This is a genomic window from Xanthomonas arboricola, assembly GCF_002940665.1.
Taxonomy (GTDB): domain Bacteria; phylum Pseudomonadota; class Gammaproteobacteria; order Xanthomonadales; family Xanthomonadaceae; genus Xanthomonas; species Xanthomonas arboricola_B.
In genome coordinates this window covers 695,919-711,089 of the sequence record NZ_MIGY01000002.1, presented here as the reverse complement: position 1 = coordinate 711,089, position 15,171 = coordinate 695,919, and the positions used below count along the sequence as shown (strand labels likewise).

General features: G+C 64.1%; 14 protein-coding genes. 5 read left to right on the top strand and 9 right to left on the bottom strand.

All coding sequences use genetic code 11. The features are described from left to right. The 7 genes from XarjCFBP7645_RS10185 to XarjCFBP7645_RS10155 form a co-directional block, all read right to left on the bottom strand. Nucleotides 1–999 carry an NAD(P)-dependent oxidoreductase gene (locus XarjCFBP7645_RS10185; protein WP_104537396.1) on the bottom strand — a complete coding sequence of 333 codons (999 nt, stop codon included), beginning with the start codon at nt 997–999 and terminating at the stop codon, nt 1–3. Between the two features lie 306 nt (nt 1,000–1,305). Continuing rightward, nucleotides 1,306–2,349: an acyltransferase family protein gene (locus XarjCFBP7645_RS10180; RefSeq protein WP_104537395.1), complete on the bottom strand. Its 1,044-nt coding sequence runs from the start codon at nt 2,347–2,349 to the stop codon at nt 1,306–1,308. Between the two features lie 42 nt (nt 2,350–2,391). Beyond that, nucleotides 2,392–3,693, bottom strand: coding sequence for an NAD(P)H-dependent oxidoreductase (locus XarjCFBP7645_RS10175; protein WP_104537394.1), 1,302 nt, complete (start codon nt 3,691–3,693; stop codon nt 2,392–2,394). Further along, nucleotides 3,690–4,271 (bottom strand): dTDP-4-dehydrorhamnose 3,5-epimerase, encoded by a 582-nt coding sequence (gene rfbC, locus XarjCFBP7645_RS10170; protein ID WP_104537393.1) that lies wholly within the window; start codon nt 4,269–4,271, stop codon nt 3,690–3,692. Before rfbC ends, XarjCFBP7645_RS10175 begins: the two co-directional genes overlap by 4 nt. Further along, the gene (locus XarjCFBP7645_RS10165) at nt 4,268–5,317 is read right to left on the bottom strand and encodes an NAD-dependent epimerase/dehydratase family protein (protein ID WP_104537392.1); all 1,050 of its coding nucleotides are present in this window, start codon (nt 5,315–5,317) and stop codon (nt 4,268–4,270) included. Before XarjCFBP7645_RS10165 ends, rfbC begins: the two co-directional genes overlap by 4 nt. A 4-nt stretch (nt 5,318–5,321) precedes the next feature. Next, nucleotides 5,322–6,095 (bottom strand): glucose-1-phosphate cytidylyltransferase, encoded by a 774-nt coding sequence (gene rfbF, locus XarjCFBP7645_RS10160; RefSeq protein ID WP_104537391.1) that lies wholly within the window; start codon nt 6,093–6,095, stop codon nt 5,322–5,324. Between the two features lie 52 nt (nt 6,096–6,147). Next, nucleotides 6,148–7,332 (bottom strand): glycosyltransferase, encoded by a 1,185-nt coding sequence (locus XarjCFBP7645_RS10155; protein ID WP_104537390.1) that lies wholly within the window; start codon nt 7,330–7,332, stop codon nt 6,148–6,150. A gap of 253 nt (nt 7,333–7,585) precedes the next feature. On the opposite strand from XarjCFBP7645_RS10155, the gene XarjCFBP7645_RS10150 reads away from it, so the two are divergent. The 4 genes from XarjCFBP7645_RS10150 (at nt 7,586) to XarjCFBP7645_RS10135 (ending at nt 11,578) form a co-directional block, all read left to right on the top strand. Further along, nucleotides 7,586–8,713 carry an NAD(P)/FAD-dependent oxidoreductase gene (locus XarjCFBP7645_RS10150; protein WP_104537389.1) on the top strand — a complete coding sequence of 376 codons (1,128 nt, stop codon included), beginning with the start codon at nt 7,586–7,588 and terminating at the stop codon, nt 8,711–8,713. A 326-nt stretch (nt 8,714–9,039) separates the two neighbouring features. Next, complete coding sequence (locus XarjCFBP7645_RS10145; protein ID WP_024940389.1) at nt 9,040–9,297, top strand: KGG domain-containing protein; 258 nt, start codon at nt 9,040–9,042, stop codon at nt 9,295–9,297. 526 nt (nt 9,298–9,823) lie between these two features. Continuing rightward, nucleotides 9,824–10,744, top strand: a complete 921-nt coding sequence (locus XarjCFBP7645_RS10140) for a M14 family metallopeptidase (protein WP_104537388.1) — start codon at nt 9,824–9,826, stop codon at nt 10,742–10,744. Nucleotides 10,745–10,879: 135 nt separating this feature from the next. Further along, nucleotides 10,880–11,578, top strand: coding sequence for a DUF1349 domain-containing protein (locus XarjCFBP7645_RS10135; protein ID WP_104537387.1), 699 nt, complete (start codon nt 10,880–10,882; stop codon nt 11,576–11,578). 124 nt (nt 11,579–11,702) lie between these two features. Here XarjCFBP7645_RS10135 and XarjCFBP7645_RS10130 read toward each other — a convergent pair whose 3' ends face one another. Beyond that, entirely contained in the window at nt 11,703–13,514 is a 1,812-nt protein-coding gene (locus tag XarjCFBP7645_RS10130) for an EAL domain-containing protein (RefSeq protein WP_104537386.1), read from the bottom strand. 689 nt (nt 13,515–14,203) lie between these two features. Here XarjCFBP7645_RS10130 and XarjCFBP7645_RS10125 point away from each other — a divergent pair. Further along, on the top strand, nt 14,204–14,479 hold the full coding sequence (locus tag XarjCFBP7645_RS10125; RefSeq protein WP_104537385.1) for a hypothetical protein: 276 nt from the start codon (nt 14,204–14,206) through the stop codon (nt 14,477–14,479). Nucleotides 14,480–14,552: 73 nt separating this feature from the next. Here XarjCFBP7645_RS10125 and XarjCFBP7645_RS21930 read toward each other — a convergent pair whose 3' ends face one another. Then, the gene (locus XarjCFBP7645_RS21930) at nt 14,553–14,678 is read right to left on the bottom strand and encodes a hypothetical protein (RefSeq protein ID WP_258079539.1); all 126 of its coding nucleotides are present in this window, start codon (nt 14,676–14,678) and stop codon (nt 14,553–14,555) included. Between the last annotated feature and the right edge of the window lie 493 nt (nt 14,679–15,171).

Sequence of the window (15,171 nt, the reverse complement as noted above, 5' to 3'; positions counted from 1 at the left end):
TCATGCGTCGATTTCAAGACGCGCAGCAATGCCGGGCACGCGATCGCAGGCCAGGCCACGCGCCTGCAGCGCCGCTTCGATTGCCGCAGCATCGGCATCGTTGTAGCCGGCGCCGCTGTGCAACGCGACCACGTGCAGGCCTGCTGCGGCCAGTTCCAACAACAGATGCTGTTGTGCGTCGGCCTCCTGCGGCAAGGCGCGGCGGGATGCATCGCGCCTTGCCAGTTCCAGTACTGCACCGGGGATGTGGTCGCCGATCAGCAGGACATCGGCCAGATTCATCGCACGCAGCGCCTTGATGGTGAGCAGGCCGGGATCGCCCGGCCCGGTGCCGACCAGTTGCACGCTGCCGCGCGCCGGCACCGCCCCGGTATCGTCCAGTGCAGCGACGAATGCGCTTTCGGCTGCCTTGTCGTTGCCGGCCTGCAGCAGCAGCGGCACGTCGCCGTCGATGACGCGATCGAACCAGCGCCGGCGCCGGTTCATGTCGGGAAACTGGCTACGGATGCGCTCGCGGTGACGCGCGAACATGCCGGCGAAGCGGCCGACCGAGACATCCAGTTCGCGTTCCAGCCGTTCGCGCAGCCGGCGTGCCAGCATCGGTGCCGCGCCCGCAGAGGAAATGGCGATGACCAGCGGGTCGCGATCCACGATCGCCGGCACCTGATAGGTCGACAACTCCGCATCGTCCACCACGTTGACCAGGCGCTGGCGCGCACCGGCGGCAGCGGCGACGCGTTGATTCAACTCGCCATCGTCGGTGGCCGCGACCACCAGCCACACGTCGTCGATCCAGGCAGGATCGAACTCGCCGTCCAGTTGTTCGAAACGGCCGGCCTGCATCAGTTCCGCCAGTTCGGGCGAGAGCGCGTGCGCGTACAGCCGGATATGCGCACCGGCCTTGAGCAGCGCCAGCACCTTGCGCGTGGCGACCTCGCCACCGCCGATGACCAGCACGGCGCGCCCTTGCAGGTTTGCGAACAGCGGAAACAACGGCATCAAATGTCCTCCGAAAAAATGGCTCGCACCGACAGCATGTTGCATGGCACCCGCTAACCACGTCCATACCTCTGTCGCCCATCCGTGTGGTGCTGGTCAACGCTGCCGAAACGCCGAGCGGCGCATTGTGTCAGGCATCGCTGCGCACAGGTCATACGGTGCCAGGCGATGTGGCATCGGTCGGTACACTGCTCGCCCTCGCGGGCGCTCGCGCAGGCTGGTGGTCGAGGTCAGGCCTTGCCGCAGGCGCTGGCCAGCTCAGGCCACTGCATGCGTCGATCCATGAACGCCTTCGCTGTCAGAACATCACCGGGTAGTGTGGCGTGCCAGCGCCCGGCGCGCCTGCCGCAACGCGATGCGCTCGTAGCACAGGTGATAGACCACGCCTAGCGATAGCGCAGCGCCCACGCTGAGCAACAGGTTCACCGGCCAGGTGGCCAGCGGCCCCATCCGGCGCGTGGTGCGCGCCACCAGCGACATCAGCGGCATATGCACCAGGTAGATCGCATACGACGCATCGCCGAGCAACAGCAGCGTCGGGCCGATACGCAACCAGCCGCGCCATTCCGCGCGCACCAAGCAGGTCAACGCGCCGGCGATCGCCAGCCCGAACAACGGCGAATGCACGCGCTGCATGCCGTCGAGCACGAAGCTCGCGGACGCGATGAGCGCGACCGCACCACCGACCCACGCCGACCATGGCGCAGCGCTCAACACCGCGCGTGACGCCAGCATGCCGAAGACGAATTCCAGCGTGATGGGATGCAGCAGCAACGCGCGCCAGGAAACTTCCACCGGCTGCGCGAACGGCGCGCCAAGTGCCGCGTGCAGCAGCGTCACGCTTGCCCACAGCAGCGCGCAGCGCAGTGGATGCCCGCTACGAAAGAACAGCCACGCCAGCGCGTAGAACATCAGCTCGTAACTCAGCGTCCAGGCCACGCCCAATGCGGATTGCCCTTCGACCGGCAGCAGGCTCAGCGTGGCAAACCACGACCAGCCCATGTCGCCATCGTCCAGGGCGGGCCGCAGCGTATAGGCCAGCGCCAACGCACCACCAACCGGCCAGTACGGCAGATAGATGCGGCTGATACGGCTGCTGGCGTAGTCGCGGCTCCAGCCCGGCGTGCCCGCACTGGCATGGTTGACGTAGTAGATGATGAAGCCCGACAGCACGAAGAAGAAATCCACGCCCAGATAGCCGTGCGCCAGCGCCGCAGCCAGCCATGCCGGTAGCCGCTGCACCAGGTGGTTGGTAGGCAGCACGCTGTGGCTGAGCACCACCATCGTGGCGGCCAGCGCACGCCCGGCCTGCAGGACGCGGATGGTGGGGCGGGTAGGCAGGGCGGCCATCGGCTGTGACATCGGCACGCGGACGCAGGCCGATGTCTGCGCTCAGGCGGCCAGTTCCGCAGCGTCGGCAAAGACACTGGCCTGCTCGGCACGCAGACGATCGATCAGGCGGTTGGCCGGCAATTGCACATCGTCGTAGGTCAGCACTTGGTCCTTGGGCACCGCATGGCGGAGCACGCAGCCTTCCGCCACGCCCATCGGCAACAGCCCTGTGTTTGCGGTGACATCGGCGCGCTCGCACTGGCCGTAGCTCATGTAGCCACCGAGTCCGTCGATGGTTTCGCCGGTGGTCAGGTCGCGCTTGGCGGTAGCGATCACTTCCACCAGCGGTGCGCCCAGCGGTTGCAGCACCGCATCGCCCAGCAGCACCACCCGCGCCACCGACAGCGGTACTTCGAAGTGGCAGAGGTGGTACGGCGTGTAGAAGCTGTACAGCGGGCCTTCGCCGAGCTTGTAGAGATTGAGGTAGTGCTGCTGCCTGGCATCGTCGTGGCTGGCCAGTACGAACACGCCGGGCGAGGGCAGGGCGCCGACCACGTAATCCACCGCGCCACCCACCGCACGCAAGGCCTCGATGTCGTAGCGCCGGGTCAGCGCGTCGACATGTGCGCGATGCTCGTAGCCGGTCATGCCGCGTTGCAGGATCGACATGCCGGTGCCATTGGCCACGATCGCCTGCTCGAAGCTGATCTTGGTTCCGTCGGCAAAGCTGGTGACCATGTGCGGGTCCTGGCCCCAACGCGCCGCGAAACCGGCCTGTGTCGCCGGTGTGCGATACGGGTCCTGCAAGCCCTTGATGTTGCCGCACAGCAGCGGCGTCAAACCGATCGAGCGCACGAACCGGTACAGGTTCATCTGCACACCGGGCTGGTCGCCATCGCAGGCGCTAAAGATCACCCCGGCGGCATCGGCCCTGCGCTTGAGCAGCGGGCCGACGGTACCGTCGAGTTCGGCATTCATCGTGACCATATGGCGGCCATGGGCGATGGCGCCCAGGCTGATGCGTGCGCCATAGTCGATGGCGCCGGTGGCATCGATCAGGCAATCCAGCGCATCGCATTCGTACAGCAGTGCGGGATCGTCGGTCACAGCCGGAATGCCGGCGGCGATCTGGCGCTTCAACTCGCTGGCCCCATCCACCACGCGTGCGTGCTGGCCGGCCTGGCGGTAGGCTTCCAGCGCCTTGTCCACGCTGCGATTGCAGATCACCGATACCAGCATGCCCGGCACCGAGTGCGCGATCTGGTTGACGATGCCGCGCGCCATGAAGCCGGCGCCGTACAGGCCAACACGCAATGGGCGGCCTTCGGCGGCACGCGCCTGCAACAGACGATCGATATTCATGGGCGCTCCCGCTGAGTGAGTCCGGCATGGGTGGGAATGCCGTGCTGTTGTTCGTCGAAATCCGGCCAAGCCGCATCCTTGTCGGACACCAGCTGGGGTTCGAGCGGCCACTGCACCCCCAGGCGTGGATCGTTCCAGCGCAAGCCACGCTCGGCCTGCGGCGTGTACATCGCACTGGCGAAATAGAACGCCTCGGTTTGCGGCTGCAAGGTGATGAAGCCATGCGCAAAGCCGCGCGGTACGTACAGCGCCAGGCGATTGTCCGCGGTCAATTCGGTGCCGTACCACTGCAGATAGGTGGGCGAATCCGGGCGCAGATCCACGATCGCATCCCAGAGCGCACCGCGAATGCAGCGCACGATCTTGACCTCTGCGGCAGGCGGCAACTGATAATGCATGCCGCGCAAGGTGCCGGCGTGCGCATTGAACGAGTTATTGACCTGCACGAACTGATCGACCAGGCCCGCCTGCGCCATCTCCTGGGTGCAGAACACGCGTGCGAACCAGCCGCGCGCATCGCCGTGTTGTTCGGGCTCGATCACGAACGCACCGGCCAGCGGGGTGGGGTGGAAGATCATGCAGCCACCCTCAGATCCGGTGCCAGGGTTCCTGTATCGACCAAGTGCTGCAGGATGCGCAAACGAATGAAGTCCGAACCCTGACGGAAGTCGCCATCACGGAATCCGGCGCGCTGCAGATCGTCGCGCAGCTCGGTGATGGTGGAGCGCAGGGTTTCCTGCGGTTGGTGTTCCGGCGCCAGGCGTTCGAACAAGGAGAAGTCCACGCGGTAGGAACGGTTGTCGCTGGGTGCGCTAGTGGAAATCGCGACATGCGCAGTGGGAATCGCCACACCGACCGCATGGGCGAGATCGCGGATCTGCACGTTCCAGCGCTCCGAGCCGGCATTGACGAACAGGAACTGCCCGGCCGCCACTGGCGTGCGGCTCAGTGCCCAGTCGATGGCGCGGGCCATGTCGCGCACATGGATCAACGGCCGCCATGGCGAGCCATCCGACAGGACTTCCACGGTGCCGTTGGCCACCGCGCTGGCAACGAAATCGTTGAGCACCAGATCCAGCCGCAGACGCGGCGAGGCACCGCAGGCGGTGGCGAACCGTAGGCAGGTGATCACCATGTCGGTGTCCAGCTGCGCCAGCGCACGTTCGGTGTCGATCTTGGAATGCGCATACGCTGTCAGCGGTGCGATGGCGCTGGTTTCCGAACGTGGCGTGCCATCGGCGGCGGCGCCGTACACACTGCAGCTGGAGGCGAACACGAAGTGGCCCACGCCGGCCTGCGCGGCTGCCTGCGCCACCGCCACGCTGGCGCGGCAGTTAATCGCATCTGTGACCAGTTCGAAACGCTTGCCCATCGCATCGTTGGAAATCGCCGCCAGGTGCACCACTGCGTCGAAGCCCTGCAATTGTTGCGCGGTGAGATCGCGCACGTCGCCGAACCATTGCTGGTCCAGCACCACTTCCGGCAGGCGACGCGGGTCGGACAGGCAATGCGCGAACCAGCCGCGATCCAGCCCCACCAACCAGGCCTGCGGATAGCGTTGTCGCAGATGCGCTGCCACGACCGGGCCGATGTAGCCCATGTTGCCGGTGATCAGAATGCGCATGTCTTTACTCCCAGACGCGCCAGGGCGCGCGATTGGATGACCAGAGGGTTTCGAGATGATTGCGGTCGCGCAGCGTGTCCATCGGCTGCCAGAAGCCGTCGTGGCGATACACGCTCAGTTCGTCGCGGTCGACCAGCGTTTCCAGTGGGCTGTTCTCCCACACGGTGGCATCGCCGTCGATCACATCGATCACGCGCGGGTCGAGCACGAAGAAACCGCCGTTGATCAGGCCATCGCCATCCAGCGGCTTCTCACGAAATCCGGTGACCTGCTCGCCTTCCACGCGCAAGGCACCAAAGCGGCCCGGCGGTTGTACTGCGGTGACCGTGGCCATGCGGCCTTCGCGCTGGTGCAGTGCGATGGCGGCCGTGATGTCCACGTCGGCCACGCCATCGCCATAGGTCATGCAGAACGCCGCCTCGTCTCGCAGATGCTCGCGCACGCGGCGCAACCGGCCCCCGGTCATGGTCTGAGCGCCGGTATCGACCAGCGTCACGCGCCAAGGCTCGGCGCGGGTGTTGTGCAAGGTGATGGTGTTGCTGGCGAGATCGCAGGTGACGTCGGATTCGCGCATGTGGTAATTCATGAAGAAATCCTTGATCACCTCACCGCGGTAGCCAAGACAGACGATGAAATCCTGGATGCCGTGGTGTGCGTAGATCTTCATGATGTGCCAGAGGATCGGCTTGCCGCCGATCTCCACCATGGGCTTGGGGCGGATGGTGGTTTCTTCGGAAATGCGCGTTCCCAGGCCGCCGGCCAGGATGACTGCTTTCATTGCTGATCCTTGAACTGATGCGCCGGTGATCTCGGTGCAGTGCGATGCAGCGCTAGGCGGTCATACTCAGCGCGATCGCCGGTGGGCAGGCAGTCTGTTCGGCCATCGTGGCCAGGTTGTCGAGCATGGCAAAGCGCTCGGCCATCAGTGGCGGGCGCGGCAGCTGCAGCGTCTGCAGAATTTGCGCCCACCGGTGTGCCCAGTCGTGCCGTCGCAGGCACTGCACGGTGTTGTGCAGTCTGGCACGCTCTAGTCGGTCGGGCTGCTGCTCCAGATCGCGCAGGAAGAGGCCGACTTTCTCGCCATCGGCCGGCAGCTCGATCACCGCGTCTTCCCAATCGAAGTGCTGGGCAAATTCCGGGCATGCCTGTGCGGAGCCGAGTATCACCGCGCCCCCGGCGGCCCCTTCGAAGTAGCGCGTTGCCAGCGCCTGTTTTTTCACGCCCTTGAAGAATCCCTGTGTGTCGACCACGAAGTCGTGCGCCATGAAGAACTTGGCGCGCTTGATCATGGCAGCCGATTGCAGCCGATGCGCAGCCCAGTCCTGCACCGCGCCGCCGCGCAGCACATCATGCAGATAGAAAAAATCGGGGTTGGCCTGTGCATGCGCAAGCCATTGCGCGTGTACCTGCGGCATACGCCGGCCGATGCTGACCACGTCGATGCAGCGCTGCGGTGGCCGCGGCCATGGCGTTGCCAGCAGGGTGTCGCAGGCGCTGGCCAGAAACGACACCGGTGTGCTGGTGTAGCGGCGCAGCGCATCGACGCAACTGGCATTGAGCACGAACACATGGTCGAACTGATCCAGCAGTTTCAACTCCGCCTTCTGCGATTCCAGCAATTCCGGCCAGGTTTCCAGCAGATACACCACGCGGCTGCGGCAGCGCTCGCGCCATCCCTTGATGCGTCCAAGCGTGCTCAATTCCCTGGGAAACTGGCACACGTAGAAGAACAGGTCGTAGTCCTGTTCGACAACCCGGGGCTGTGCGTTGGAGAGCGCAGGCCGCCCGTTCAGCCGCTGCAGTGCAGAGATGCCGCGATGTTTGAGCTCGTTGAGCAGATACGACACGCCAGGATTGACGCCGCGTCCGCGGGTGTAATCGGCTGCGGGAGGGCACAGCAGCTTCGCGTGTTCCAGGCTGCGGACCACGTTGAGCAATGCATATGCCTGCCCGTTGAAGGCCTCTGGCCATGCCTCGTAATTAGAGGCGAGCAGGACCGAACGCGTTGCGTCCATTCAAACTCCTTCGGTGATTGCAGCTTCGAACCGGACGCAACAGGTCGCGCACGGGCGGGGGAAGAATGCGCACCGCAACATTCGGAAAAACGTCTGTCGGCGTCGAATAACGTGATTCACGTCATGTGGTGGGCCGAATATAGAGCCGGATAGTGAGAAAACAGTGATAACGGTCCCGACAATCCTGCGCGTTCCAGTGTGCGGATGGTTCCAGTGTGCAGATAGACTGATCGACCATCGTGTGAGAGCGGGCATGCAAGACGTCGAATGCATCGTGATAGGTGCCGGAGTGGTGGGGCTGGCAATTGCGCGCGAGCTAGCGATGCGAGGGCACGAGGTGCTGGTGCTGGAATCCGAAGACGCCGTTGGCACCGGCACCAGCGCACGCAATAGCGAGGTGATTCATGCCGGACTCTACTATCCGGCCGGTTCGTTGAAAGCGCAGTTGTGCATCAGCGGCAATCCGCTGCTGTATGCCTATTGCGAACAACGCCACGTGCCGCATCGGCGCTGTGGCAAATTGATCATCGCCTGCGACCAGGCGCAGCGCGGCCAGCTTGAGCAGTTGTACCGCAGCGCCATCGCCAGCGGCGCGCACGGCTTGCTGCCGCTCGACGCGGCACATGTGCATGCACGCGAACCGGCCTTGCGCTGCGTCGCGGCGCTGGAGTCCACCACCACCGGCATCATCGACAGCCACGCGTTGATGCTGGCGTTGCAAGGCGATGCCGAGGCGCATGGCGCCACCGTGGCGCTGCGTGCCACAGTCGCGCAGATCGAGCCGCTTGTGCATGGTCTGTGCGTGACCGTCGCGGGTCAGCCTGAGAGGCTGACCTGCGCCTGGCTGGTGAACGCCGCCGGTCACGGCGCGCCGCCACTGGCCGCGCGGATCGATGGCCTGCCAGCGCATGCACAGGTTCGCGGCTATTTCGCCAAGGGCAGCTACTTCACCCTGGCGGGACGTTCGCCATTCCAGCAGTTGATCTACCCCATGCCCGAACCTGGCGGCCTGGGTGTGCATCTCACGCTGGATCTGGATGGGCGTGCGCGCTTTGGCCCCGACGTGGAGTGGGTCGCGCAGCCCGACTATCACTGCGAGCCAGCGCATGCCGCGCGTTTTGCCGCAGCGATCCGGCGCTACTGGCCTGGCTTGCCGGACGGTGCGTTGCGGCCCGGCTACTGCGGTGTGCGCCCGAAGATCAACGGGCCGGGCGAGGTGGCGGCCGATTTCCGTATCGACGGTCCGTCCATGCACGGCATCGCCGGTCTGGTGAATCTGTTCGGGATCGAGTCGCCAGGCTTGACCTGCTGCCTGAGCATCGGGCGGCATGTGGCCGCATTGCTTGCTGCGGGGCGCGGCGCTACGGCGGTGCCGGTCTGACGTCTCCCAGCCTTGCTCTTGGTTCCAGTTCGCCAACGCACCGGGCGAGCTGGGACATCGATCGATCCGCCGATGCTGCGCCTGGTTGTCGCCGGCGCGTCCGCACCAAGCAGGCCATTCGTGCGGACGCGTTGGTAGCGCTATCCATGTGTCGCCAGCGCAACATCAGCCAGCGCATGGCCGGAGTGCAAGATTTGCACAGCGAGCGCAGCTGTTTTTTCCTGCATTGTGCGGCTTGGCACCGGCTTGCATGGCTCTCGGGTTGGCACGATAGTTGCGTTGCCCCCACTACCAGTGGCGTGATCGACGCATCGAGAGGAGGCACAGTGGAAGACGGACAAAGCAGTACTCGTAGCCGGCGCGGTTTTGCCGCATTGGATCCCGAAAAGCGACGTGTGTTGGCGAGCAGCGGCGGCAAGGCAGCGCATGCCAGCGGCAACGCGCACGAATTCACCAGCGACGAAGCACGTGAAGCCGGCCGCAAAGGCGGCCAGGCCGTGAGTCGCGATCGCGATCATATGTCGCGGATCGGCAGCAAGGGTGGGCGTTCCAAGCAGGCCAAGCCTCAGGAAGAAGCCGTCTGAGCAAGAGTGCGGCGCGCATCCTGCGCGCCGTTCTTGCTGCACAGCGGGCTGCAGGCCCTGCACGCTATGTGCAGGGCCTGCTTCGTTTCTGCGGAACTGTCCGCAGCGCTGACAGTACTGCTGGAACAATCGATTGCAGCTCCCCACTGTTTTCGATGCAATCACGCTTTGCTTAGGTTGTTTGAGACCTGACGAAGACATTTGATATGCATTGCATCACGAAGGCGCAGGAAGTTTTTTCACTTGTTGTCGCGTACCCGCCATCGATTGCAGTGAGATATTTCGCGATTGCTTGGTGCGCCTGCGCAAAGCGAGTGCAGTATTTGCATCGGCCGCAGTCGTGGTAAGTTGCCTGCAGGGCGGTAGCGGACTCGTGGTCGACAGAGGCTTTTGGACACTGAAGTCTGATGGCAAGCCGTCACCGAACTCGACCTTGCGGGCGGTTGCTGTCATCGCGTCTGCCGCCGAATGGACCGCCCAGCGCCTAGCGCTTACCCTGGCCGTCTTTCAACGGACGGCACCCGTAATGACAGAACGCATGGCGTATCCGATCGGCACCCCACGACAACCCTGGGGCGAGGCAGAGCGCGCCGTATGGCGAGCGCGCCAGGTGGGTCAGCGCAGTCATGCCATCGATGTGGTGCAGGTGATCGATGCGCTGGATGCCAGCTACCAGCGCGTGCATTACGGAACGATCCAGGCGACGTCCGAGCAGTATCCGTTGATCGCACTGCGCAGTGCCGAGTGGGACGCCGCATTGCCCTGCGCGCTGGTGACCGGTGGCGTGCATGGCTATGAAACCAGCGGCGTGCAGGGTGCGCTGCAGTTCCTGCAGCAATGCGCCGCGGCCTACGCAAGCAAGCTCAATCTGCTGGTGGCGCCGTGCGTCAATCCCTGGGGCTACGAACGGGTCCAACGCTGGAATGCCGATGCCATCGACCCCAATCGTGCGTTTCGGCCGGACAGCCCGGCCGCCGAGTCGGCGGCCTTGATGCAACTGGTCGCCACAGTGGCCGGCCAGATGCTGGTGCACATCGATCTGCATGAAACCACCGACAGCGACGAGACCGAATTTCGTCCGGCCCTGGCCGCACGCGACGGCGTCGATTTCGTGCCGGGCAGCATTCCGGACGGTTTCTACCTGGTGGGCGATAGCGAAGATCCGCAACCGCAATTTCAGCAGGCAATCATCGCCGCCGTCGCCGAGGTCACCCATATCGCACCTGCCGACGCGAACGGCCAGATCATCGGCGCAGCGGTGGTCGCTCATGGGGTCATCAATTACCCGGTGCGGCGTCTGGGTCTGTGCGCGGGCGTCACCGACGCCCGCTATCGCACCACCACCGAGGTGTATCCGGACAGCCCGCGCGCCACGCCGGCCCAGTGCAATGCCGCGCAGGTGGCGGCCATCTGCGCGGCGCTGGACTACGCGCTCGCACACCGCTGACAGCATGGGCTGGCGCGAGCATCGAAGCTGGCGCCCCAGCGCCGCCATCCACCTGCAGCACCTCCCAAACCCGCGCGTATTGACCCAGTGCGCGGCTAGACTATGCAGTTCTTCAAAATGCATGGACGACACTGAATGACCCACGATGCGATAGACGGTGCACGCAGGCGCCTGCTGGGCGGCGCAATGGGAATGGCCATCAGCGGCGGTGTACTCGCCAGGCAATCCAACACGGAGAACACGATGGCACAGGACACCCAGTGGCAGGATGGCAGCTGGCTCAATCGGCCGCGGACCGTCGCAATCAACGGTGGCATGCTGGACGTGGTCACTGACAAGGCCACCGATTTCTGGCGTAAGACGCATTACGGATTTACGCGCGATGGCGGGCATTTTCTCGGTATTGCCGCTGCAGCGCGGTTCACCGCGCAGTTGCGGGTGCGTGCGCAATACGAGTCGCTCTACGATCAGGCCGGCATCATGGTGCGCGTGGACGAGCAGCATTGGGTCAAGGCGGGCATCGAGCTTAGCGATGGCCGTGCCATGCTCAGCAGCGTATTGACCAATCCGGTCTCGGATTGGGCGACAGGCCCCTATGAGGCCGACCCCAAGGACTTTTGGATACGCGCCACCGTTGCCGACGGCGTTCTGCGTCTGCAGGTGTCGGCCGATGGCCATACCTGGCCACTGGTGAGGCTTTCCCCGTTTCCTGTCGCCGACGCATATCAGGTGGGGCCGATGTGTTGCACGCCGGAGCGTGCCGGGCTCAAGGTGCGTTTCTCCGACTGGACGTTAGGTCCGCCACTGGGCAAGGACTTGCACGATCTGAGCTAGCCGCCGCATGGCAACACAGCGTGGGCGCTGCGTTGCCATGTGTATCACTGCAGCAGGCGAGGGCGGTGCCGCGCGAATCGGTCAAGAGCAATGCACACGCGTATCGCGCTTCAGACAGATCGCATCATGGCAAGCGTCGCTCGGCTGCGGCGTGTGCCACATATGCCGCGACCAGTTCCGCCTCCATCGGCCGTGCCAGCAGATAGCCCTGCGCTTCATCGCATCCCCAACTGCGCAGCAGCGCGATTTCGTCGGCGTGCTCGATGCCCTCTGCCACGGTGCGATAGCCCAGCGCACTGGCCAGGCGTACCACGGCCTCGGCGCGCATTTGCATGCCGGCCTTGGTGGCGATGCCGGTCACCAGCGAGCGATCGAGCTTGAGGACGTTGACCGGCAATTCGGTGAGGTAACCGAAGTTGCTGTAGCCGGTCCCGAAGTCGTCGATGGCCACACTGATTCCGGCCTCGCGCAGGCTGCGCAGCCGTGGCACTGCCTCCACATTGCTGCGCAGCCAGCGGCCCTCGGTGATTTCCAGCTCGATCCGGCAAGTGGGAATGGCCAGTTCCTTGCAGCGATGGATGACGTCTGCGGCGAGATTGCGGTTGCCGAAATCGCGCGAAGACAGATTGATCGACATGGAGAAGTCCAGCCCCTGCGCACGCCACCCGGCCAATTGCACCAACGCGTTTTCGATCACCCAGTTGGTGACGGTGCACATCAAGGCGGTCTTTTCGAACAGCGGGATGAATTCATCCGGACCGATCGGGCCGAGGCTGGCATGACGCCAGCGCAACAGCGCCTCGAATCCGGTCACCGACAAGTCTTCGAGATTGATCCGGGGCTGGAAAACCAGACGGAAATCGCCCGCGTCCAGGGCCTTTTCGGCATCCAGCGCCAATCGGTACGAACGTTGGATCGCGTCGTCATGAGATGCGCTGTACCAGCACACGATGGCGTGATTGCTGATCGCATCGCCCAGCGCCACCAGTCCCTTGCGCATGACATCGTTGGTGTCCGGCTGCTGTGGTGCAAAGCGGACAACTCCGGCATGAAAGGTCAACGCCATGGGGATGCCGGCCGCATCCATCGGCGCATGCAACATGTCACGCAGGTCGAGCAGCAAGTCCTCCATCTCGTCGGGCGCGGAATTCAATAGGAAAAACGCAAAGCGCATTGGCGCCACGTGATAGACGGTGGCCTTGCCGCGCAGCGCGCGGGTCAGCACATAGCTGGCGTGGCGCACCAGTTCTTCCAGCGGCTGCATGCCCAGCGCCTGACGCGCCTCATTGGCCGCCTGGGTGTCGTAGACCTCGATGAAGGCAGCAATGGTCGGTACGCAATGGCTGCCGAAGGCGAGGGCATCCAGGTCCGATTGCAGCTGGCGTGCATTGAGCAAGCCGCTATGCGGTTCGCGCCGCCCGGCGCCGAATTGCAGTTCCAGCTGCGCCGCAGCCACATTGGCGAACATCAGCAGCTGTTGGTGTTCCTGGCTGGCCAGGCGCCGCTCACGCGTATCGATCACGCACAGGGTGCCGGATACACCGGTCTGCGGTGCGCCTACAGGAACGCAGGCAATGAAACGCGCCGGCAAGCCCGGGAAGGCGGCGTCGCCCAGCTGGATTGGGGCAAGGGCGGCAGGTTCAATCAGCTCTGTCACGCCATTGGGCGCAGCAGAAACATGCAGGCACAATTCGATGGCCTGCTGGACATGGGCGGCGCTGATGCCACGCGCTGCCAGCACGCGCACGCGACCGCCCTCGATGATGGTCAATGCGGCCGCAGGCGCAACCAGTGCATGGCACAGCAGACGCGCGATCTGATCGAGCGGCTCCATGCCACCCAGGTCGATCGGCACCCCCGACCAGTCGGAGTGCTGTTCCTGCCGTTTGTTATCCAAAGCAAGCGTCATGTCGTCATATTCCGTGTTGAAGATCACACACTGCACGGCTACTAGAAACAAACCGAGGTCGTCGACAGGTGACGATCATTTTGCGGTACCGCCTTTTCGAATAAACCGGCCCATTCCAATGAAAACCCCGCGCCACCATCGAGCACGACAATAAACTGGACTGGCGGCGCGGCTGCAGACGAATACCGTAATCAGTGACGCGCGTCGACAGGTGGCACTGGTTTCAATGGTAAAGGTATTAAACGTGCTCATCCGTATCCGATGTCGTTTGCCGCGGTCCGAGCCGTTTTGAACCAACGCGACAGCAATGGCCCTGCTGCTTTCTCAAAACGCGTGCGTGTATACGTGAGTTTCTACAGGGCCATACAGGGGGAACAAAATGAGTCGTGCAATTGCGTTTGTCTGGGTAGCGCCATCTCCGTGTTCAACTGAAGCGATACGATCGATCCGTCCGTGCTTGGCTTGCTGTGGGTATTGAGCACAGGCGGCATTCAAAATGCGGCGTGCTCCTACAGCAGATCGCTGATGCCTGCCTCGTCGGTGGCGCGACGTGCGCCACGCAGGGCGGAACATCGGTGCCATCTCGGCACGGCACGGCTTGGTCAGGTCGCATCCGTGATATCAGGAGTGCGCTGCAGTCGCAGCGCTAGCGCCTGTCTAAATTGTTCAAGTTCCGTTGCCACCGAATTTGGGCATCACAGCTATGCTCGAATCCGATGAGCACCTCTTGCACCGACAGAATGTCCACGGAAGGCACCGACCGGGGCCTGCCATACCGCGTGGTCGCTCGACAGCTCGGGCACCGGCGCATCGTGCTTGAGACCTTGCACGTCTGTGGTCATCCTGTTCCGCTGCCGGCTGCGCCTACCTTTGGCTCGCTGCAGACCGCGCTGGAGATCGGCACCAGGCTGGCCGAGCAATACATCGGCCAGTTGATCGTCAAGCAGGCCGGCGTGCGGTCTGCGCTGGCGGCTGGCCCGACGCCGCTTTAGCGGGGTCCAATCGGTTTCGACCTGGTGCCGCCATCGGCAGCCGCATGCGCACCGGCAGCATGCGCCGCGGTCATCAAGCCTTGTCCAGGCTCGTTGGGCCCTGGCTTTGGCCGGTGCCGCCCTTGGCGCGTGTGCCCGCGGCCGCACCGACGCGCTTGTCCAGCACCTGGGCCAGTTCGTGAAGCAGCGCCTCGGTCACACCGACGTCCAAGCCGATCTTTCAAATGCGATTGCAGCTGCGCCTCCACGCTTTCCAGTACGGCGAGCACGTTGATCGTGGCCAGTTCACGGCTCACCCAGTCCAGGTCGTCATGGACATGACCTCGGAAGGATGTGCTGCGGGGGAGGGACAACAGAGAGCAGGACAGCTGCGCCCAACCGCATCCGACGCCAAGCTTTGCAGCGCTGATGACGCCCCGGCTGCGCGTATACCATGCGGAGTCGGACGCATTGAGGCTGCGCTTCCCATCGCTGTCTCCTTGTCATGAAGACAGGCAACGAGCATGAGACGGATGCAGCGCCGCTCCATCCATCCAGATTGCATGATCCTATGACCGGTGCTCGTCACTGCAGATGCGCATTGGAACTCAAGCTCTCAAGGATGCGTGCTGCTGACGACACCGGCGGGTCGGGGAGCCGACGCTGATCCTGGCCACGCAGCTCGTGCAGTCGCACCGGTGCGGTCCTATTCT